The following is a 21,586-nucleotide window of genomic DNA, read 5'->3' as shown; positions in this document are numbered from 1 at the left end:
AAGGGATGTAGAGCTATGTTTAGAAATAAAGCAATCATTCTCGCAATCACAGCTATGATGTCGAATTTGTTTATGTTACCTGCCATACAGGCCGAATCCGGATTACCGGAAACGGCTTTCTATGTGGCCACTAATGGAAGCGATTTCAATTCAGGAGGGATCAATGAGCCTTTTCAAACGATAGAAAAAGCCCGCGATGCCGTTCGTCAGTTGAAGGTCACTTCCGGCTTGCCCGATGGGGGTGTGACCGTTTATTTGCGTGGCGGTACGTATAATAGAACAGCTAGCTTCCAGATTGAGGGGCAAGATTCCGGTACGGCTGACAGTCCGATTATCTACAAAGCTTATCCGAATGAGAAGGTAAGTTTATCCGGCGGTCAATCGCTCGATAAGAATTGGTTTACACCAGTTACCGATTCAGCCATTCAGCAGCGGATTATTAGTCCGGATGCACGTACCAAAGTGCTGCAGGTGGATCTGAGTAGTCACGGCATTTCGGATTACGGCGTGATGAGCCGACATGGTTACTATAAGGCAAACGATGTCAGTCAGGTTCCTCCCATGGAGCTGTACGTGGCTGGCGAGGGCATGACGCTTGCGCGCTGGCCGAATAACGGTACCGTGCAAATGGGCGACATCATCGATGCGGGTCCGACACGTAAGGATGGGGATCTGCAGGATCGGGGAGGGACGTTCAGCTATACGTACGACCGGCCGCAATACTGGACGAATGCCAACGACGTTTGGTTGGACGGTATTTTCGGTTACAGCTGGGAATGGTCGTATAACCAAATCGCTTCGATTGATGCCGTGAATAAGCAGATCACATTGCGCTACGGCGAAATGAGCGGCTTATTCAAGAACTGGTATCCGGATTTCCATTTTGCACAAAATTTACTTGAAGAAATCGATATGCCTGGCGAATATTACATCGACCGTACGCAGGGCGTCTTATATTTCATGCCGACCGCAGCGTTTGAAGCGGCGCATCCCGAGATTACCGTTACGATGCTGAAAACACCCATGATTAATGCGGTCGGCGCTTCCTATGTCACGTTCGAAGATCTAACGTTGGAGAATGGACGCGATTCCGCCGTGGTGATTATGGGTGGCAATCATGTGCTGCTATCCCATTGCGAAATCCGTAACTTTACAAATGGCGGCGTGCAGATCAATACACAAAGCCGATGGTTATACAATGATTTTGCGACAGCAACGGGGGTGAATCACGGAATAACGAATAGTCACATCCATCATATCGGTGGGACAGCGGTCACGTTGAACGGAGGCAGCCGCGTCACCCTGGAGCCTGGCAACAACTATGTGGAAAATTCGCACATTCACGACTTCGCCTATTATCACAAGGCGTACAATCCGAGTGTCATTCTGACCGGTGTCGGCAACCGTGTGTCGCACAACGAAATTCATGATGCTCCGCATCCTGGCATTCTGATCTTCGGCAACGATCACCTCGTAGAATACAACAACATTTATGATGTATGCAAAATGTTCTCCGACCTCGGAGCCATCTATATGAACGCAGGCGAAACACCGCAACAGCGGGGGACCGTTATTCGGGGAAATTATTTCCACAACATTGGCGAATCCAAAGCTGGGGTTGAGGGCGTTTATCCAGACAATTTCACGATGGGGCTGACGATTGAAGATAATATTTTCTACAAAATGGGCAATTCCGCTATTAAGAATAACGGTGGTGCACATATTAAGACCCAGAATAATCTGTTTATCGATAGCGAAGTACCCTATGATTATGCCGACATCTATCTAGGTGATGCACCAGATAAGCAGATTCCGAAGAACTACATGCCGAAATGGCAGGCATTGTTTGCCCAAAATAATAACTTTGTAGGGACGCCGTATTTGGTCAAATATCCTGAGCTTGCAGACTTCTTTACGGAAAATCGGTATTATCCGACCACGAATACGTTACAGAACAATGTGATATACAACCCTACCATGGCTCGCAGCTCCATCACTAACGCGCAAGGGGCGTACGATAAGTTTAATTTGCTGCAGTATGCGAACAACTGGGTAACGAACAGTGATCCTGGCTTTGTTAATCTAGCGGGCGGCGATCTCAATCTGAAAAGCGATGCAGCAGTGTTCCAGCAGATACCTGGCTTTCATCCGATTCCTTTTGACGATATCGGGATTATTGGCAAAGCAGGACCTTATCTGGCGCCAGATACCATACCCGTACAAGGAATTCGAGCTTATGACGCAACCGTGACGATTGGAATTGGCAAATCGTATGAGCTTCACACCGCTGTGTTACCGTGGGATGCGACGAATCCAAAGCTGCTATTCACCTCCAGTGATCCAAGCGTGGTCAAAGTGGATAGCAAAGGAACGCTGAAGGGAGCGGGTATCGGGCAGGCCGTCATCACGGTTACTTCTGCAGAAAATCCGCTGCTTCAGGATGAAGTCATGATTAACATTGAGCTGGGGGACGGTATTTATGAATACACCGATTTCGAGACGGGGCGGAACAGTTGGCCCGTGGATCCGAATCGTTCCGTCGTAGATATGGGCGGCAATCATATGTATAAAGTGTTGAAAGGCGCTACGGCGGTTTCGCCGAACGATTATGCCAACTACGAACTAACCTTCAAGATGAAGACACCGCCAACGATGCCGAGTCTTGGCACGATTTATTTCTTCGATCGATTAGGTTCGAGTGGCGGGGGCCGCATCGGCTACCGCAAGATTGAGGACGGCACCTCCAAGTGGCTCCTCTATAATAAGGCCTGGGGGACTGTGAAGGAAGTGAACCTGCCATACTCCGATTTGGCAGCTGATACCGAGTACAGCGTTAAGCTGATTGTAAAAGGTGCTGACATCAGCCTCTATGTGAACGGCGTGCTGAAGTTGAAGGCAACGGATGCAACGCATAATCCGTCTGGAACGGTTGGCTTTTATGCAGGCGGCTTCGACTACCTGCTGTTCGATGACATCAAGCTGTCGGTGCCGACGACGAAGGTAGCAGGGCTGCTGCTGGATCGAACCAGCGCAAATCTAGGGGCAGATGAAGGGCTGAATTTACATGTGAGTTTCGATCCTTCAGATAGCGTTAATCATGCTGTTACTTGGACATCAAGTAATCCCGCCGCAGCTGTTGTCGATGGGAATGGTTTAGTCACCGCCGTCGGACCAGGCGAGACGGACATTACCGTGACTTCGGTCGAGACGCCAGAGGCGTCAGCAACCAGCCACATCATCGTGTCGGACGTTCTGCTGAAGACTGATTTTGAATCGGGTGGAGGCGGTTGGCCGGTAGATCCGAATCGCAGTATTATCACGGTGAACGGTGACCATAAGTATCGGCTGTTAAAAGGGGCGTCTGCCACATCTCCACGGTCATTCACAAACTACAATTTGACGTTCAAGATGAAGACACCAGCTACGATTCCGAGCGCAGCGACGTTATATATCTTCGATCGCTTGGTTGCTGGCAGCGGTGATCGAATTGGGTATCGGAAGACGGTGGACGGAGCGTCGCAATGGATTCTGTACAACGGTGCATGGGGGACTGTGAAACAGTCCAGCCTGAACTATGAGGACTTAGCTCCGAATACGGAGTACACCTTTGAACTGATTGTGAATGGCGCAGATATTTCCCTATTGGTCAATGGTGCCCTCAAGTTAAAAGCTTCAGATCCTGCACACAATTTGACCGGAACGATTGGGTTCTATGCAGGCGGTTTCGATAATCTAATCTTTGATGACATCATGGTTACACAGCTTCGTGAGCCGATAACAGCCCCATCCATTACCCCTACCGAGCCGGATGGAGCGAATAACTGGTATGCGAATCCGATTACGATTGGGTTAGGTCGGGACGAACAATCATCCACGCTGGCCCAAACCAACTATAGTTTGGATGGCGGAGTGACTTGGCAGCCTTATGTAACGCCAATTGTGATAGAGACAGACGGCGTCCATACGGTTTCTTATCGATCTACGGATTACGCTGGCAAAATAGAAGCCGTACAAACGAAAACTGTTCATCTCGATAGGACGGGGCCAAGTGTAACGATTTCCACGCCAAGCGTGAATCAGGCGTTGAAGAACAGCGAAGTGCTTACGCCCCAATTCATATTGTCTGATTCCTTGTCCGGTGTAGATCCGTCGAAGACCAAGGTATGGCTAGACGAGCAGCCAATCGTTGAGGGGGATCAGATTCCACTATACACGCTCCCTCTCGGGAACCATGAGCTTATCGTGACAGGGGTTGATGCAGCGGGGAACCAAGGAAGTCGCACGGTCACGTTCCAAACATATGCGGACACCGACTCGCTGCAAGCGCTCATCAGTCAGTTTACGACCATGTCGTGGATTACGAATAAGGGAATCGCCAATAGTCTGGTTGTCAAGCTGCAGCATAACAACTTGGATGCCTTTCTTCATGAAGTGGAAGCGCAAAAGGGTAAGCACATTACATTAGCTGCTGCTCAGATACTCCTGAGGGATGCGAGCAACTTGCAGATGACGACTAACCTGACGATGAACCAAAAAGGAGAATTCCATGATTCCGTTTCATCAATTAAGAGAAGCGATCATAGCCGTTCAACATCGGCCGACAACCCTGACCTCCGGAGCTTTGACCCCGGTGCAACGAAGGGCTCATCTTGAGGCTCCGCATCTCGCTCAATTAATGAAAGAAATACGTGAGGAAGCGGAGAGGGCCAGGCGTGAGCCTGTTCCTCTCCTGTCTTTCTCGGATTTCCAGATATTTCATTCCTCAGGCACGCGTAAGGAATTCGAAAAGCCATATTTTGAACGTAGAGGACGCTTACTTGCCCTTGCTTTGACGATGATCCTAGATGATAGCGATGCCTATAAGGAGACATTGGAGAATCTCATTTGGGAAATATGTAATGAGTATGCCTGGGCGGTACCGGCGCATTTACCTGAAACAATAGACCAAGTTTTGACGGCGCGTGTTTCTCCGAATCGTCATGTAGACTTGTTCGCCGCCGAAACGGCACATGCGTTGGCCGAAGTGTTGGATCTCGTAGGGAACCGTTTGAATGACTGGGTTACGCACCGAGTGAAGCAAGAAATTGAGCAGCGTGTGTTCCAGCCTGTGTTCGAAAGTGCCCATCATTTCATTTGGACGTCAAAGACGAATAATTGGTCTGCCGTATGTGGTGGTGCCGTTGGGATGGCAGCGTTATTGCTCGTTGATGATCGGGAACGGCTGGCAGGCATGCAAGACCGGGTTGTCAGCGCGATGGATAGCTTTCTTGCTGGATATGGAGAGGATGGCTGCTGTTCGGAAGGCCTTTCCTATTGGAGGTACGGATTTGGGTATTTCGTTTATTGGGCTGAAATGCTCTATGAATTTACTGGCGGAGCCATAGATGTGTTAAAGCAAGACAAAATCAAGCGGATTGCCCAGTTCCCAGCAGCCATTGCACTCAGCGATTCTGCGTGCATCAATTACTCGGATTGCAGGCCAAGCTTTAGGCCGGCAACTGGCCTAATCAGCCGTTTGTGCAGCAGACTAAACATGGCTCCGCCGGTAATGACATCTGTACCTTCGTTTCATGAAGATCATTGCTACCGCTGGCCGTTCGTCCTCCGCAACATCATATGGACAGAACCCAAATGGTTGCATTCGCAAGGTGCAGATGGAACATTCTACTTCCCGAGTACGGATTGGCTAGTGGATAAACGCGTAACTTCCAAAGGTTTGCTCGCTTTTTCGGCCAAAGGAGGACACAACAACGAGCCGCACAATCATAACGACCTTGGACATTTTATTCTTCATGTCGAGGGAGATACGTTGTTGGCGGATCTTGGCATGGGTGTATACACGCGAGAGTACTTCGGGGAAGAACGCTATAACCACCTGCATGCCTCGTCTGGGGGGCACTCGGTTCCTATCATTAATGGCGAGCATCAGGCGGCCGGTGAAGCTCATAGGGCAATCGTCACAAGATACGAAACGGATCAAGACGCTATCAGGTTTGAACTGGATTTGACGCATGCTTATAGACCAGAGGCGCGAATCCGCTCCTTCCAACGTTCCTTCGAGTGGAAGATCCTCCAAGAGGAAGGGAGCGCGGAGCTCACAGTAACGGATCATTTCATTTTTGATGAGGGAACTAGGGAGACAGAACGGAGCGTAACGGAGCATTTCATCAGTTTCCATAAACCAGGCATCCGCGATGGTGAGGTAACTTGGTCGGGTGAGAAGGGATATGTGCATTTACGATTTGAACCATCTATGTGGTCGGCGTATGTAGAACCAGTAGAGATACCTACTCGCGATCCCCAGCCATTGACGGTATACCGACTACATCTTCACGCCAAGCAGTTGGCTCAAGCCTTCACGTGTAGGTTAGTCATGACATGCTGTATACACTGAACCGGTTATGCGAGCTAGTTAGGAATAACGGGAACAGGTTCATGCGAACCTGTTCTTCTTCATGCTCATACGGCTATCCATGCAACAAGTGACCAATAGGCACATGAGCACATACAATGGTTAAGAGCTGGAAGGGAGTGGCCGGAGCATGCCAGCAATTATTAACGGTGGAATCAAAATTCTAAATGTCGCCCAGGGCTCCAATGTCCAGATTGGCGATACCTTGGCAATCAACCTTACAAGCTCTTCCAAAATTTTTGCGGGAGCCAACTCATTTTCGCCAGGGGATAGCTTTGGAAGTGTGCAGAATGTGCTGAATGGCAGCACGAATACCGTGGATCCTGATGTCGTGGATACGCCAAATAATACGATATAATAACTGTTCGTCTATTTCCATAAATTGGACGGAATTAGAGTGGGAATTGACGGTCCTAAAGGGATAAGGTGCTGCGAAAGATATACGGAACGCGAATCCATTTTAGGGGATAGAGAAGCTTGTTAAAACGAAAAGTGCTTCGGATATATATTGGAAATTTGATTTGGTTCCTTCCTATCCTTATTTTGATCATAGGGGTCAATCCTTCTGTTTTGGGTAGTTTCTGGTGGAAGGTGCTGGGTTTGCTGCTCTTTGCTGGCATTGTTGTCGTATGCATCTGTTCCTGGCTTCAAGTGCATCGTGAACAACGAGAACTAGATAAAAAACAGCTCGACTATGATTCTGTTGTTTACCGTCAATTTTAATAAGAATGACTAACCGTCGATGCGATCCGCATGGGCGGTTTTTTCGTACACCTAAAGATCGTATCCATTTATCGATAATAAATAGATGTCAGGGAGTAAGGGGATGTATTACACTAGGAGGTATTATTACAGAGAGAAGATATGGCACAATTCAGGAGGCCATCTGTAGATGAAGCATCGGCAAGTGCTGCAGTACATTAATCAGCATTTTAAAGTGAAATTAATTATGACATTGTCGATTATCATTATTCTGTGTTCCCTCATTACAGGGTACATTTCGTATCGTATTTATTTGAATCTATTCGAGAGTGAGATCAGCAAGCAATATTTAACAACCAGTGAGCAGACGATCGAGCAGATTGGTTTTAAAATCCAAGATATGTATCGGATTACCGATTTTATTATTTTTCACCCCCGTGTTGAGCAAATTGTACAAGGAATCCGTTCGGAGCCGCCAGCGGGAGAGACCAAGGCCTATCGCCGATTTATTCTGGAACGGGAATTGTCGGAAATTTTGCTGCCGTTGAAGAATGAAACGCCGCAAATTCGCGCCTTATATATTGTTGATCTAGAAGGGAATAATTACTACTTCAGTCATACGAACCCGTCGATGCAGATTACGTTTCCTGATTTCTATCATAGGGTGAAAACAGGTGTGAACCAGACGTCAGCGGAAATCGTATGGCGGCGAATGAACATTCCAGATAGTTCCGATCCTACTGGACAGAAGAGCAATCTTGTCGCCACCCGTCTGCTCAAATCGACGAAGCAGCAAGCTGTCTATGGAACGCTGGTCATGATTATTGACGAGTCTTTTCTAACAAGTCCCCTAGACAAACTAATGGCTGGCAGGACGACCGGCGCGTATATCTTTGACCAATACAATCAATTGCTGTATAGTCGAGTGCCGCAAGACAGGATGGGGATTATCCCCGCATGGGAACATCAGGAGCGCTCATTTACCGAGCGGAATGGAAATGAAGATTATTTGTTTGTGAAAAGCACCTACGAAGCCCGTTCTTTCAAGCTGGTTAGCGGTATTTCTTTAGCAGATATCGAAGAGAAGGGCAGGATGGTGTATCAGGTTGCCGTCATTTCGGGCCTCGTCAGTGTGTTGCTGATGGCGGTCTGTGTCTCGATTTTCAGCGGTAGGATGTTGAAGCCCCTACACGGATTAGTGTCCGCCATGCATCAATTGCGTAGGGGTAATTTGCAAGTTGAGATTCCTAGGACGTCCAATGATGAATTTGCTTTTCTTGCGGAAAGTTTCAATCGGATGGTCGAGAATATCCAATCCTTGATTAAGGAAGTATACGTCAGCAAGCTGAGCGAACAGGAAGCAGAGCTTAAAGCGCTGCAGGCGCAGCTTAATCCACATTTTCTATACAACTCACTCAATTCGATTTATTGGAAAATCATGCTCTTGTACGACGATGTGGAGACAGCTTCCTTGGTGACAAGTTTATCTGATCTCTTGCGATATTCCTTGGAATCGGTCTCTACGCCTAGTACGTTGCAAGAGGAGCTTACGCAGATTCGTAACTATATGACGATCCAAGAGGCACGACACGGGGAAGGGCTGCATGTCGCCATTGAAGCTGACGAAGCGTTGTTGGCCTGCGGCATGCAGAGGTTGATCCTGCAACCGTTAGTAGAGAATGTCTTCGTTCATGCATTTCGTAATCAGCCGGACAACAAGAGATTATGGATTCGAGCTTACCGCAAAGAGGGAGATTTACAGATTGAAATTGAGGATAATGGAAGCGGCATTGATGAAGCAACGTTGGTACGACTAACGAAAGAGCAGTCGGTGTATGATCATCAGGGGGAACGGGAAAGTATTGGTGTTCGGAATGTTGTACGTCGTATTCACTTGGTCTATGGTGAACCCTATCGCCTAGAAATTGAACGATTGCCGCAAGGCACGTTAATGCGCTTGATTCTTCCATGTGATGGGATGATGTCTCTCGAAGGGGGAAAGGTTGATGCACCACATCTTATTAGTTGAGGATGAACCGTTATTTCGCAAAGGGCTTGCCAAAATGATTACAGGATCTGAGACCAATTGGCATGTCTGTGGTGAGGCTGAGAATGGGCAAGAGGCAGAAATGCTCATTGCTGAGAGGATGCCGGAGCTTGTTATTACAGATATTCGCATGCCGTTGATGGATGGCTTAGAGCTGCTGAAACGGAGCAAACTCAAGTTCCCGCATATCGAGTTCATCGTCATAACGGGATTCCAAGATTTCCAATATGCGCAAGCCGCCTTGCGATATGGAGCCATGGATTTGCTCATTAAACCCTGTGGGAAACAAGATATTAATGATGCGTTGGACAAAGCTGAGATTCGGGTATTAGAGAAGCATGCCAATTTGCGCAAAGCGGAAACCGAACATGCCTTGTTGCTGGAGAACACGCTGAGAGGGCTTTTGATGCGCTTCCCCTACCGGGCTGAATTAGCAGCGGAGTTAGCGAAGAGCTTAGCTCCTTGCAAATTGATTCTATTCCAGATTGCAGACTTCATGCCTTCACACAAACAGTATGCGAAGCGGGATATGCCGTTACTGCAGTTTGCCGTGCTGAATATGATCAGTGAATTGCTCGATATGTATGACATGAATGGCAGGTTGCTCTTGATCGAAAACGGACAGTTTGCTTTGCTATGTGAGGATTCATTCGAGGAGAATCTTGTTTGTGAAGCGGCGTGTGAAACGGTGTATCGGTTACTTGGCTTACAGATGTCCTCTTATTGTGCAGGGGTAGCAGCTAGTTTACAGGATCTTGCTGATCTATATGAAGCGGGGCGCAGCATGTTGGGGGCAACGGTAGTTGCGGTTCAGGATATAACCGCTGCACAGGCCGATAAACCGTTATCGACGAATCGTGCGCAGCAGCAGCTCATTAGTACGCAGACGATTGCCTTTATTTTAGCTGGACAAATCGAGTCGATGAAGCTGTACCTAGCCCAACTGATGAAGGAGATCTATGGATTGTCCTTGGAAGATGGGAAAGTCGCGGCTTTGTCGTTCAGCTTTGCCTTACAGGATACAGCGCGCAAGCAATTCGAGATAGCGTATGACCCGCAGGTAAGGACAGAGCGCATCACGCGACTGAACGCTTGTTGCACGAATGACGAGATATCGCATTGGACGGGTATGGAATTGGACCATTTCATGAGCAGCTTTACGGCGTGGCAGGAGAAATATAGCGAGAATGTCGTGTGGAAGGCAGCGCGATACATGGAGGAGCATTATGCGGAACAGTTGCCGCTTCAATTGGTGGCCTCACAGGTGCATTTGAATGCAACGTACTTCAGTCATTTGTTTAAAAAAGAGACGGGACGCAGCTTCGTTGATTATTTAATTGAACTGCGGATGGAGAAAGCGAAGGGCCTGCTGGCTAACACGGATATGAAAATCACCGAGGTGTCAGGCGTTGTCGGGTACGATTTGCCGAACTATTTTGCCAAACTATTCAAGCAAACAACTGGCCTATCGCCGAAAGATTATCGTAAGATGGTTCGCCCAGAGCCAGGCAGCGGCGTGAGGAATTGATTCTTGCTTCATACCGTTCCCTTTTGCGCCTCCAGTAATTTCCTATGTGTACGAACAACGTCCCCAATACGTCCCCCATTGTCTAATTTAGGCGATGAGGGATTTTTCTTTGCGCGGAGGAGTAGGGTAGCTAGTATACGTCTCGAACACCTATTGGAGCTTGGTGAACAACGACTTGTTTGGGATAAATGTGAATTCCATTTGATTTGTGAAAAAATAGATGGAGTTTTTCCAGTTAAAGTTGGGTGGATGCCTGCGATTTCCACAAGGAAGTCCTTATGTACACCTATGCTTATTACAGACGATCTACTCTCGTGCCTCCAACAAGACAATAAGACTCCATTGCTTAACAACAATCCAAAAATCGTATCCGTTTTCCCATAAATCGTAGATGTCCCATCATCCCAATTTACTTACAATTAACTACATAATGGTATGATAAACACAATGACAACGAGAGGGGGAAGTACGCTGCGTAAGATAATCCAACGAGCTTGCCTTCCAAGACTGATGACCACTGTGGTGATCATATCCATTATATCTGGCTGCTCTACCCATTCTGAGAACGCTCAAGAAACCGCCACGCAGAAGTCTGCGAAACGGGGTAATATTTCGGTCACCATCTATGATCGTGGCAACATTCCTTCTGGTCAAGGAACGATTGAAAACAATGTGATGACGAAATGGATCAATCAAGCGGGTCCTGTGGATGTTACCTTCGTATCTGTGCCACGGACACAGTCCGAGCAGAAGCTCAACACGCTATTTGCAGGTGGAGGTGCGCCTGATCTTATTCTGGAGTATGCGCCGCAAATTAAGAATCCCCTGATCGATCAAGGACAGCTTCGCCCCCTCGACGATATGATTGAGAGGTACAGTACGACGTACAAGGCACTGTTGGCGAAATTCCCAGCATTGCGCAAAGCAGGGACGGGCACGGACGGCAAGTTGTACCAATTCGGCCGCATTAACGAAACCATTCCGCAACGCGGTGTGTTTATTCGCAAGGACTGGCTCGATAAACTGCATCTGAACATTCCACAAACGACCGAGGAGATGTACCAGGTTGCCAAAGCTTTTACCGAGCAGGATCCCGATGGAAACGGGATGAATGACACTTACGGTCTCGCACTAGCCTATAACTCAGTCGCTATACTGAACGAAATGTTCGGTGTTACTTATCCGAATTTCGTCGTTCAGGGTAATGAGCTTATTCATGGATGGGACCATATACAAGCCGTAACAGCATTCAAGAAAAGACTGTACAATGAGGGATTGGTTGATAAGGAGTTTTATATCGATAAGTACGGAGCTAAGGCGAAGCGAGATTTCTTGAATGGGAAAATCGGCATCTATATGGACCAGTTTAATGTTCCAATCACCTTCTACAATGACTTCTATCTAGGTCTCAAAAAGAGTGTGCCAGAGGCGGAACTGGCTATCATGCCTTACCCGGCAACCCCAGTGGGACGCTTTAATCCGATTCTCGTTAACCCGGTCCAAATGACAGGTCTCGTAAATGCTGAAGCGAAGGATCCTGAATCGGTCATGAAATACGTGGATTTCGCAGCTTCAGAGACGTTTATGAAAACGATGTACTATGGGTTCGAGGGTGTTCACAGTAAGACACTGCCAGGTCAATGCCCACAGGTGACGGACTTGAGTAAATGGCAGAAGGAATTCAACTATGCATCAGGCGATTTCGCGATGTTATCCTCACCAACGCTTGCAGGGAAATGCTATTTCGGTGTGGAGAAAATGGATACGAAAGACCCCTTGCAGCAGGAAGTTAAGAAGATGTTCGAAGCGAACGCTTCCTTCGTTGATTTTGATTTGCAGATGGCAGGACCTACGCATTCTGAACAAATGCCGCAGCTGACCAAAGATCTTCAGCAGATTCTCACAGACACGATGAAGCAAGTGGATGTAGGCGAGGGCGACATTTGGATGAAGAGCATTCTGACACCGAATTATTCGCCAGAGCAAGCCAAGCAGGACGCCATTGCGGTTTGGGAGAAGGCGGGAGGCGCGCAAGTGGACGCTTGGTATAAAGCCTTTTATGAGAAGGACAAGGATAGGATTATTTTGAGCAGAGATATTTATGATATTTTCAAGCAACAACGTGCGCTTCAGAACAAATGAGGGACGTACGGGACACTCAGTTAGGTGGTGACGAATCGGTATGGCATCTGAGACGGCTAGGCGTAAAACGCAGCTTGCACTGCGCTACATCAATAAGAAAAAATATTTGTACATCCTTTTGATTCCAGCTGTTGTCTACTTTCTCATTTTCAATTATGTGCCGATGTACGGCATTATCATTGCATTTAAGGATTTCAATTTCTCCAAAGGGATTGTCGGAAGTCCATGGATTGGCTTCGAGAATTTCCGATACATGTTCGGGCTGAGTGATTTCTACACGGTGTTCTGGAACTCCTTGTACTTAAGTTTTCTACGGCTTGTATTTGGATTTCCGTTCCCGATTCTACTGGCATTGCTGCTCAATGAGATGCGTAACCGTACCTATCAACGCATTACGCAGACGATCATCTATCTGCCGCATTTTATTTCTTGGGTTGTCATTGGGGGCATTCTGGTCAACTTTCTGTCTCCATCATGGGGCGTCGTGAATATTTTCTTGAAGCAATTTGGTTTCGAGCCTGTGTTCTTCCTAGCGGATACGAATTACTTCCGACCTTTGGTGATTCTAAGCAGCATGTGGAAAGAATCGGGATGGGAAAGCATTTTGTACCTAGCCGCAATGGTTGGGATCAATACGGAACTATATGAGGCTGCCAGTATAGATGGGGCGAATCGTTTCCAAAGGATTCTATACGTCACGCTGCCAGGGATCAAATCGACGATTATTATCCTGCTGATCCTAAGGTTGGGTCATATTATGGGCAATGGTTTTGAACAGATATTCGTCCTGCAAAATCCGTTGAACCTCAGTGTTTCCGAAGTGTTTGAGACCTATGTGTACCGCGTCGGTTTAATTGGCGGAAGATTCTCTTTCGGAACAACCGTTGGGCTGTTCACCTCTGTGATCGGGTTAATATTCCTGCTAGCGAGCAATGGGATCGCCAAGTGGATGAAAGAAGATGGGATTTGGTAAGAGGAGGTTACAGTTGTGGGGATTCGATCGTTTGGTGATAAAGTTTTTGATGGTGTGAATTATGGTATTGTGACGCTGTTTGCAATCGCTTGCTTATTTCCATTCTTCTATGTGGCTGCGTTCTCAATTACACCTTACTCGGAGTATTTGGCAAATCCCTTGAAGCTCATCCCGTATCACATAGAGTTAGCGGCATATAAACAGATTCTGCAGATGCCCCTCATGTGGACTGGGTATAAGAATACGCTGATTATCACGATTGTCGGGGTAGTACTGAACATATCCCTACTTCTCATATCGGCTTACCCGCTTTCAAAAACAGATTTGAAGGGCAGAAATACGATCATGGTTCTGATCACCTTCACGATGTTCTTCAATGGCGGCTTGATTCCTAACTTTTACTTAATTAAATCGTTGCATTTATACAACACTTTATGGGCAATGATCCTGCCTGGCGTCTTAGGTGCCTACAATTTGATCCTAATGAAGAACTTTGTTAGCGCGATACCGGCGAGCTTGGAAGAATCGGCTTTTATCGATGGGGCGAATGAAATCAAGGTTTTATATAAAATTATCGTGCCACTTTCTAAGCCGGCTATCGCAACCTTCGTTATTTTCCATGCTGTGACCCAGTGGAATACCTTCTTTTCCGCGATTATTTACACCTCCAAGCGAGGCCTGTGGCCATTGATGTTGATATTGCGAGAGATGGTTGTCGATGACGGAGGCGTTGCCAAAGATGCCATGGATATGAACAACAGTGGGATTACGGTGTTTACGATCAAAATGGCGATCATCATCTTTGCAACACTGCCAATTCTGCTTGTGTACCCTTTTATGCAAAAGTATTTCATGAAGGGTGTACTGGTCGGCTCCATTAAAGGTTAATCCATAGTGCTTGTAGTGCCATACCTCGATTAAATCTGCCTTCCGCAGTTTAATAATAGCGATTATAAAGGAGTTGTTGGTATTGAAAGGGTCAGTCAAAAGCATTGCAAGCAGTCTAATTTGCATCGGGTTAATGTCATCCATCGTCATGGCTTGTAGTACGAACACAGATAAAGCAGCTAGCACAACTGCCGTATCGGCAGCACCGAGCACCAGTGCAGCGTCAGCCGCACCAGCCAAAGCAACGCCTGTCAGCATCAAAATGTTTAACCGGGTCAATGCGAACGTCGTCATTGATAACAATCCCGTCATTACGGAAGCTGAGAAGTTGGCGAATGTGAAGCTGTCTGTCGAAGCGCCTCCCATTAACAACTATGTCGAGAAACTTCAGGTGCTGATGGCCTCCGGCGATTTGCCAGATCTCGTCTACAACTGGGGCGGAGCTGACGCGAATCTGGAGAAATGGTCCAAAGACGGTCTACTGACGCCGCTTGATGACAAGATTGCCAAATATCCGAATCTGACGAAAAATATTACGAAAGAAATGTGGGATGCCGTTAAATCCATTAACGACGGCAAAACTTACCTTATCCCGAGAACGAACGTTGTGAATCATTGGGGATATATGGTCAACCAGCAGTGGCTCAACAAGCTGAATTTGAAAGCGCCAACAACATTGGATGAGTTTACGAATGTGTGTAAAGCTTTTACGAATAATGATCCAGATGGCAACGGTAAGGCCGATACCTACTGTCTAAGTTTGTCCAATCCTAGCCTTGGCAGCAATACAGTGTGGAATTCAACATTCTTCCTAGCTTCTGCTTTTAACCTTCCGATTATCAATGGGGTCAAGGATACCGATGGTGCGTATAAAATCAGAGAGAAAATGTCGGGCTATATTCCTTTCTTAACGTATTTGAAAGGGTTAAATGATCAGAAGCTTATCGATCCGGAGTACCTGATTAACAAGATTTATGTGGATCAAGAGAAAATGAATCAGAATCGCGTCGGGATTATTTATTCCCACCAATATGCGGTGATGGCCAACTTGTCCAAGGATAAGGAATCTGACAAGAAGTATTCCTATCAACCTGTGTTAAAAGACAGCAAAGGTGTGGCTACTGATCTTGTATTACCAGCTACATGGGGCGGCTGGATGATTCCGAAATCATCCAAAAATGTGGACGGTGTATTAAAATTCCTAGATTGGGGGAATACAACGGAAGCGAACACCTTGTTCCAGTTAGGTATGAAAGGGCTAACCTTCGATAGCTATGACCCTGCGACGAAAAATATTTCCCGTACAGCCGATCAAGCAACCAAACTTGCTGCAACAACGAGCACATATATGACGCTTGCGAACGCGATTGATGGCAACCCCGCTATTATCGAGGGAGCAGACACGATCGATAGATTGAATACGTACAAATCACAATTGGATGCAGCGATGAAGCAAGTGACGGTAGTCAACGTGCCTGCCGTTCGCTCACCTAAAATTTTGAACTTGAATACAGCACTTCCTGATCTTGTGAAGAAAAAAGACGATCAAGAATTGAAGTACTTGATGGGTACCCTGACGCTTCAACAGTTTAAGGACTTCTTGGAGAAGGAATGGTATCCAGCTACAGCGGATGCAGAGAAAGAATATGTGGACTACATGAACAAACTAGGAAAATAAAAAAAACGTAAAGTACCCTGACAATATGTTGTCAGGGTACTTCTTTTATAATAAGGGCATAACTGAAAATAACTAATTGAATTGAAGGAGTGTATGGGAATGACACACACGGCTTTAGGAATGTATGATTATCACGCATGGGCGAATCAAACACTGATTAATAGGTTAAAGGAGCTTCCGACAGAGGTGTTCAGGCAAGAGGTTACGAGTGTGTTTCCGACGGTTGCCAAAGTGATTGCGCATATTTACCTTGTTGATCGCACGTGGTATGAGATTCTTGGAGGCATGAGTATGAACGCGGCTATGGCGATCTTTAGGGACATTACTGAAGCAACGGAGAGCAAAAGTTTGGAGGAGCTAGAGGCCATGTATACCGAGTTGTCGCAGCAGTTTAAGGCATTTCTGCGGGAACAGCCGGATTTGGAAAAGGTAATTAATCTCGACAATCCCTATGCAGGAATCCGAGATACCAGTATGGCGGAAATGGTGTTACAGGTCGTTAATCATGCTACGTATCACCGCGGAAATGTAACGGCGATGCTGCGCCAAATGGGCCATGCCTCCGTTATGACGGAATACGCATTGTTCTGGTATGCGGGCGAAGCATCTGCAGATCTAGCGCCCGCGCAGACGTAAATTAGATGGATTTTCTGATGTTAATTTGAATGATATCAGCTGTAAAATCGTTTTAGATGGATTTTCTGTAGCTAATTTGGGGGATATACTTCGAGTTGGCGAAAAGTGGGAGGATTAACTGTAGATTTTCCATTTAATTGGTATATTTTCCAATGAATGAGGTCAAATAGATGGATAATTTCCATTTAATTGCTTCGTCGGTCAATCGGTCGGTCAATCGGAAGGTCGGTTGAGCAGTCAGTTAGGCAGTTATGCGGCTGGTCAATCGGTTGGCTGAGCAATAATCCCCCTCAGAATCTCTAACAAAGGCCCTATCGCCTCAAGCGACAGGGCCTTTACTATGTATTAATTCATCGATTCGCCTTCGGTGAATAGATGGAAGGTCACGCCATATTTATCCCTTACTTGTCCGTAGGCTGGGCTGAAAAATGCTTCGTGCAGGTCCAGAATGACGGTGCCGCCTTCTTTGAGCCCCTCGAAATACTTCTTCGATAGACTAGCATCCTTCGTTGTGATACAAATCGTTACCTGATTTCCTTGGGGAATAGGTTTGCCTTCGTCGGAGTCCGAGAACATCAGCTGGCTTTCGCCGACTTGCACCATGGCATGGGAAATAAGCCCTTTTTGTTCATCAACAAGCGGGTAATCAGGGTTGGCCGGCATTTCACCATAGGACTGTTTAAAAAGGACTTGAGCATCGAGCGCTTTCTCATAAAAGGCAATCGCTTCACCAGCAGTACCAGGGAATACTAAATACGGAGTTAGACGAACAGACATCAATGAACAGCTCCTTAGATTAAAGTAGTTAAAGAGGGAAAAAGTCTACCTCTTATTATTACCACATTTACCCGAAAAAATAAAGAACATATGTTCGAATTATATATTCGTATAACGAAATACCTGCCCTCGATCTTAAATTTCCCCCATGCCTTCGGAAAGTGACCTATATTATAATAGAGTAGAGAAAGACTATCTTCCCAAAAACACACACATCCAGGAAAGAAAGGTGCCGAGTCGCCTATGAATAAACATGCAATCTGGTCGTGGATGCCGCGCCTGTTCCATTCCTTTTCACTCAAACAACGCATTTGGTTTACCTTTGTCATACTCATCACCGCAGGTCTAGTAGCTACCGGGAGCATTGCCTACCTGATTGCATCCAAGGAAATTCAGCGCAATACGATGCAATCGAGCCAAGATACCGTGAATCAATCCGCGCAAATCGTCAATGAACGATTGAAAAATATCGGCACGGCCGTCCGTGCATTAATGTTCAGTGATGCCTTCAAACAGCTGATGAAGGATGTCCAGAATAAGGATAGCTCCAGCTACTTTAAGTCATTAACCTCTTTGCAATACGTGTTTTCGCAAGTGAAATTCAATGATTCCATGATCGAAAGCATTCTGATCGCAACCCCCATCGGGGATTTCTACCCGACCTCCAGTGTAAGGAATAACGCCAATTCCTTCTATCAATCCGATATGTTTAAGCAATTTCAGCTATTGAAGCGGGGATTCTGGAGCAAGGGGCATGTGGATCCTTTCTTTACGGGGAATCAGAGAGTCATCTCGCTTGTTGCGGAAGGCGTGAGCGAAGATTCATACATACGCAATGAGCCGACGAATGTGTATGTAGTCATCAATGTGAAAGAAGATGATATTCGCGATCTTTTTATGGAGAACTTAACGGATCCCAACAAGCACTATTATTTCGTTGATTCGCAAGGTGAAGATATTAATTATGCGGATCGTACCCAAGATAGAGCATTCATGCAGCGTCCCGATTTCGTGGAACAATTAACTGACGATAGCAAGGGCTCCTTTTTCTACAGGGATTCCGATCGCAAAGACTATCTCGTGAACTATGCGCGACTAGACGTGAAGGATGACTGGATGATCGTCGGCGTTCAAGCGAAGGATAAACTATTGGCCAAATTGAATGGCATTAAGCAAGCTACGACGTATGTCACGATCGGCTTTATCGTCGTTTCCCTTTTTATCACGAATAATTTGACGCTCTTGCTGCTTAAACCTCTGTTTCGACTGCAGAAACTGATGAAGCGAGTAGAGGAGAATGATCTGGAAGTACGTTTTGAAAGTGTGTATAAGGATGAAGTTTCACAGGTTGGATTCCGTTTCAATCGGATGCTGGACGAGATTAAACAGCTTATTGCGGATGTCACCAATCGGGAACGGGATAAACGAAAGGCAGAAATTAAGGCATTGACAGCGCAAATGGATCCGCATTTTTTCTATAACACACTCAATACGATCTACTGTAAATCGGTTCTGGGTGAGAACGACGACGTGAATGAAATGATTTTGGCATTATCGAATATGTTCCAATTGAGCTTAAGCGGGGGCAGAGATGTGATTCCACTGGCAGATGAGCTCGATCATGTTCGTCAATATTTGGCGATTCAGCAAAGGTCCTATGAGAATTTATTCGTCTTTCAGATGAATGTTGAACCTGATTTGCTAGCTTGCCTTGTACCTAAAATTATCATTCAGCCTCTCATTGAAAATAGTATCCTGCATGGCTTCAAGGACATGAAATCCGGTGGTGAGATCGGGCTCACAGCGCGAGCGGATGGGGATTGGCTGCATATTACAGTGGAGGATAATGGGCACGGACTCGTTCCCGAACTGCTGCGCCAAAGCCTACTGCATCCTACTACCTCGAAGCATGGCTACGCACTGCGAAATATTTACACGCGACTTCAACTGTACTATGGGACTGAGCAACGGATGGAGATAACGACGAACGAATGGGACGGAGCCCGCATCGAATTGTGGTTGCCACGGTATGAAAAAGAGGAGGATTTCCATGGATCAACGAGTTAAGTTATGTGTGGTGGACGACATTCGAAGTGTTGTGGATATGATTACGAAAAAAATACCGTGGGAAGAACATGGGATCGAAATCGTGGGCAGCGCCACAGATGGCGAGGAGGGCTTTGCCGTGATTCGTGAAACGAAGCCCGATCTGATTCTAACGGATATTCGTATGCCCAAAATGGATGGCTTGGAAATGACCCGCAATATTATGGAGATTCTGCCGACGAGTAAAGTCATTATTTTAAGTGCCTATACGGACTTTGATTATGCGCAGAAGGCGATCCAATATGGAGCACTCGACTATGTGAAGAAGCCTTTCTCCATTGACCAAATCGTCAAGGCAGTCGTCAAGGCCAAGGAAGTCTGGGAACAAGAGAACCTGAGTCGCAAGCAGCTCATCGGGCTTCAGCAGAAGATTAAGGAAAGTATGCCGGCACTCCGTCAGGAGTACTTATCGCTCCTCGTTAATCATCAAACCAATGATTCCGAATTGGCGCGTCTATCGGATTTTCTGGATATTAATGAGTTGAAGCCGCCTTTTGCCGTGATGACGATTCAAATTGATCAATTTACCGATAAATATGGCGAAGTGCCTGTGAAAGAGCTGGAGCTAGTCCGCTTTTCCTTGCAAAATATCGTCGAAGAGACGATAGCCTTTCATGGGGCGGCTGTCGTGTTTCGCGAGGGGCTCAATCGTTATATTTGCATCCTCAATGTTGTGAATCGGGAGATGCCGATGAATATCGCCGATCAATGCTGCGCGAACATTGCACGTCATACCAAATTCACGATATCCATTGGGATTGGCAGTCGTGTAGAGACCGTGCAGGAGCTGCCGAAGAGCTATCAGCAGTCGCTTAGTGCGTTATCTTATCATTTTTATACAGGCGGTAATGGCGCTTTCAGCTTCACTACGGATGGAGCGGCGCTTCCTGTAGAGTGGATTTATACCGAGGATAGCGAGAATGAGTTTCTATTCGCTTTCCGTTCGGGTAATAAGGAAGCTTGTGTCGAGTGGGCAATGACCATTTTTACGGAGATGGGAAAAGTAGCCGTTCTCCCGGAACCAGGTGTGGTGGACCGATTGCTGCAAGGTCTTGCCCTGCGCATGCTGCGAGTGCTGTTGGAGAAATTTCCACGTCCCAGCCTCACGGAGTTTGAAGCCAAGACGATTGAAATCCGAGACAGTGGTGCCGCCATTCTGGAATATCGCGCATGGTTTATAGAGCTGTGCGAAATAGGCTGCCGCCTCATTCATCAGGAACGGGCTAGTGAGTCACAGAAGATTATTCACCGTTCAGCTGATTACATCAAAGCGAATTTGAATCTTGATTTGACGCTAGAGCACTGTGCGAAGCAGGTGAACTTGAGCTGGGGCTACTACTCGAACCTGTTCAAAAAAGTGACAGGGTCGACTTTCCAGCAATTCGTGACGCAAGCCAAAATGGAACGGGCCAAGTCGATGCTGATCGAGGATTATCAAGTACAGGAAATCGCGCAGGAGCTAGGCTATGAGCATCGGCGTTATTTCAGCGAAGTATTCAAAAAGCAGACGGGACTCACACCGACCGAATTTAAAGAAATGTCGCTGGGCAAGCCCTCCAAGCCGTGAGGGTTTGCCTGTTTTATTACCCTAGGGTAGGGGAACATATAGAAATATCTGCCCTCATTCAAGAGTTGACCTCATTATCAGGGCATCGGAATTCTTTTAGTATTAGAAGTGTAAACAACAGATTTAAGGG

General features: G+C 46.7%; 14 protein-coding genes. 13 read left to right on the top strand and 1 reads right to left on the bottom strand.

What is annotated here, in order from left to right; all coding sequences use genetic code 11:
* Positions 1-15: 15 nt before the first annotated feature.
* From A8708_RS19120 to A8708_RS19070, 11 genes are all read left to right on the top strand, one after another.
* Positions 16-4,653, top strand: a complete 4,638-nt coding sequence (locus A8708_RS19120; RefSeq protein ID WP_068666309.1) for an Ig-like domain-containing protein — start codon at positions 16-18, stop codon at positions 4,651-4,653.
* Complete coding sequence (locus A8708_RS19115; protein ID WP_068666307.1) at positions 4,547-6,394, top strand: heparinase II/III domain-containing protein; 1,848 nt, start codon at positions 4,547-4,549, stop codon at positions 6,392-6,394. The genes A8708_RS19120 and A8708_RS19115 overlap by 107 nt, the downstream gene beginning before the upstream one ends.
* Positions 6,395-6,542: 148 nt before the next feature.
* A complete protein-coding gene (locus A8708_RS19110) occupies positions 6,543-6,770 on the top strand; it encodes a spore germination protein (RefSeq protein WP_057309976.1) in 228 nt (75 codons plus the stop codon).
* A gap of 119 nt (positions 6,771-6,889) precedes the next feature.
* On the top strand, positions 6,890-7,135 hold the full coding sequence (locus tag A8708_RS19105; protein ID WP_068666305.1) for a hypothetical protein: 246 nt from the start codon (positions 6,890-6,892) through the stop codon (positions 7,133-7,135).
* A gap of 169 nt (positions 7,136-7,304) precedes the next feature.
* Positions 7,305-9,143, top strand: a complete 1,839-nt coding sequence (locus A8708_RS19100) for a sensor histidine kinase (RefSeq protein WP_068666303.1) — start codon at positions 7,305-7,307, stop codon at positions 9,141-9,143.
* Positions 9,121-10,689 carry a response regulator transcription factor gene (locus tag A8708_RS19095; protein WP_068666301.1) on the top strand — a complete coding sequence of 523 codons (1,569 nt, stop codon included), beginning with the start codon at positions 9,121-9,123 and terminating at the stop codon, positions 10,687-10,689. The genes A8708_RS19100 and A8708_RS19095 overlap by 23 nt, the downstream gene beginning before the upstream one ends.
* Before the next feature lie 510 nt (positions 10,690-11,199).
* Positions 11,200-12,831: an extracellular solute-binding protein gene (locus tag A8708_RS19090; protein WP_204787594.1), complete on the top strand. Its 1,632-nt coding sequence runs from the start codon at positions 11,200-11,202 to the stop codon at positions 12,829-12,831.
* A 40-nt stretch (positions 12,832-12,871) separates the two neighbouring features.
* Complete coding sequence (locus A8708_RS19085) at positions 12,872-13,804, top strand: ABC transporter permease (RefSeq protein ID WP_068666297.1); 933 nt, start codon at positions 12,872-12,874, stop codon at positions 13,802-13,804.
* A 15-nt stretch (positions 13,805-13,819) separates the two neighbouring features.
* Entirely contained in the window at positions 13,820-14,692 is an 873-nt protein-coding gene (locus A8708_RS19080; protein ID WP_068666295.1) for a carbohydrate ABC transporter permease, read from the top strand.
* 82 nt (positions 14,693-14,774) lie between these two features.
* Positions 14,775-16,370 (top strand): extracellular solute-binding protein, encoded by a 1,596-nt coding sequence (locus tag A8708_RS19075; protein ID WP_068666294.1) that lies wholly within the window; start codon positions 14,775-14,777, stop codon positions 16,368-16,370.
* Positions 16,371-16,469: 99 nt separating this feature from the next.
* Entirely contained in the window at positions 16,470-17,006 is a 537-nt protein-coding gene (locus tag A8708_RS19070; protein WP_068666292.1) for a DinB family protein, read from the top strand.
* 345 nt (positions 17,007-17,351) lie between these two features.
* On the opposite strand, the gene A8708_RS19065 is transcribed toward A8708_RS19070, so the two are convergent.
* On the bottom strand, positions 17,352-17,783 hold the full coding sequence (locus tag A8708_RS19065) for a VOC family protein (protein ID WP_068666290.1): 432 nt from the start codon (positions 17,781-17,783) through the stop codon (positions 17,352-17,354).
* A 243-nt stretch (positions 17,784-18,026) separates the two neighbouring features.
* Between A8708_RS19065 and A8708_RS19060 the strand changes: the two genes are divergently transcribed.
* Both A8708_RS19060 and A8708_RS19055 read left to right on the top strand, forming a co-directional pair.
* Positions 18,027-19,850 (top strand): cache domain-containing sensor histidine kinase, encoded by a 1,824-nt coding sequence (locus A8708_RS19060; RefSeq protein WP_068666288.1) that lies wholly within the window; start codon positions 18,027-18,029, stop codon positions 19,848-19,850.
* On the top strand, positions 19,834-21,456 hold the full coding sequence (locus A8708_RS19055) for a response regulator (RefSeq protein WP_068666286.1): 1,623 nt from the start codon (positions 19,834-19,836) through the stop codon (positions 21,454-21,456). Before A8708_RS19060 ends, A8708_RS19055 begins: the two co-directional genes overlap by 17 nt.
* Positions 21,457-21,586: the final 130 nt, after the last annotated feature.

Source organism: Paenibacillus oryzisoli (genome assembly GCF_001653565.1).
Taxonomy (GTDB): Bacteria; Bacillota; Bacilli; order Paenibacillales; family NBRC-103111; genus Paenibacillus_E; species Paenibacillus_E oryzisoli.
This window is presented reverse-complemented; position numbering and strand designations above follow the sequence as displayed.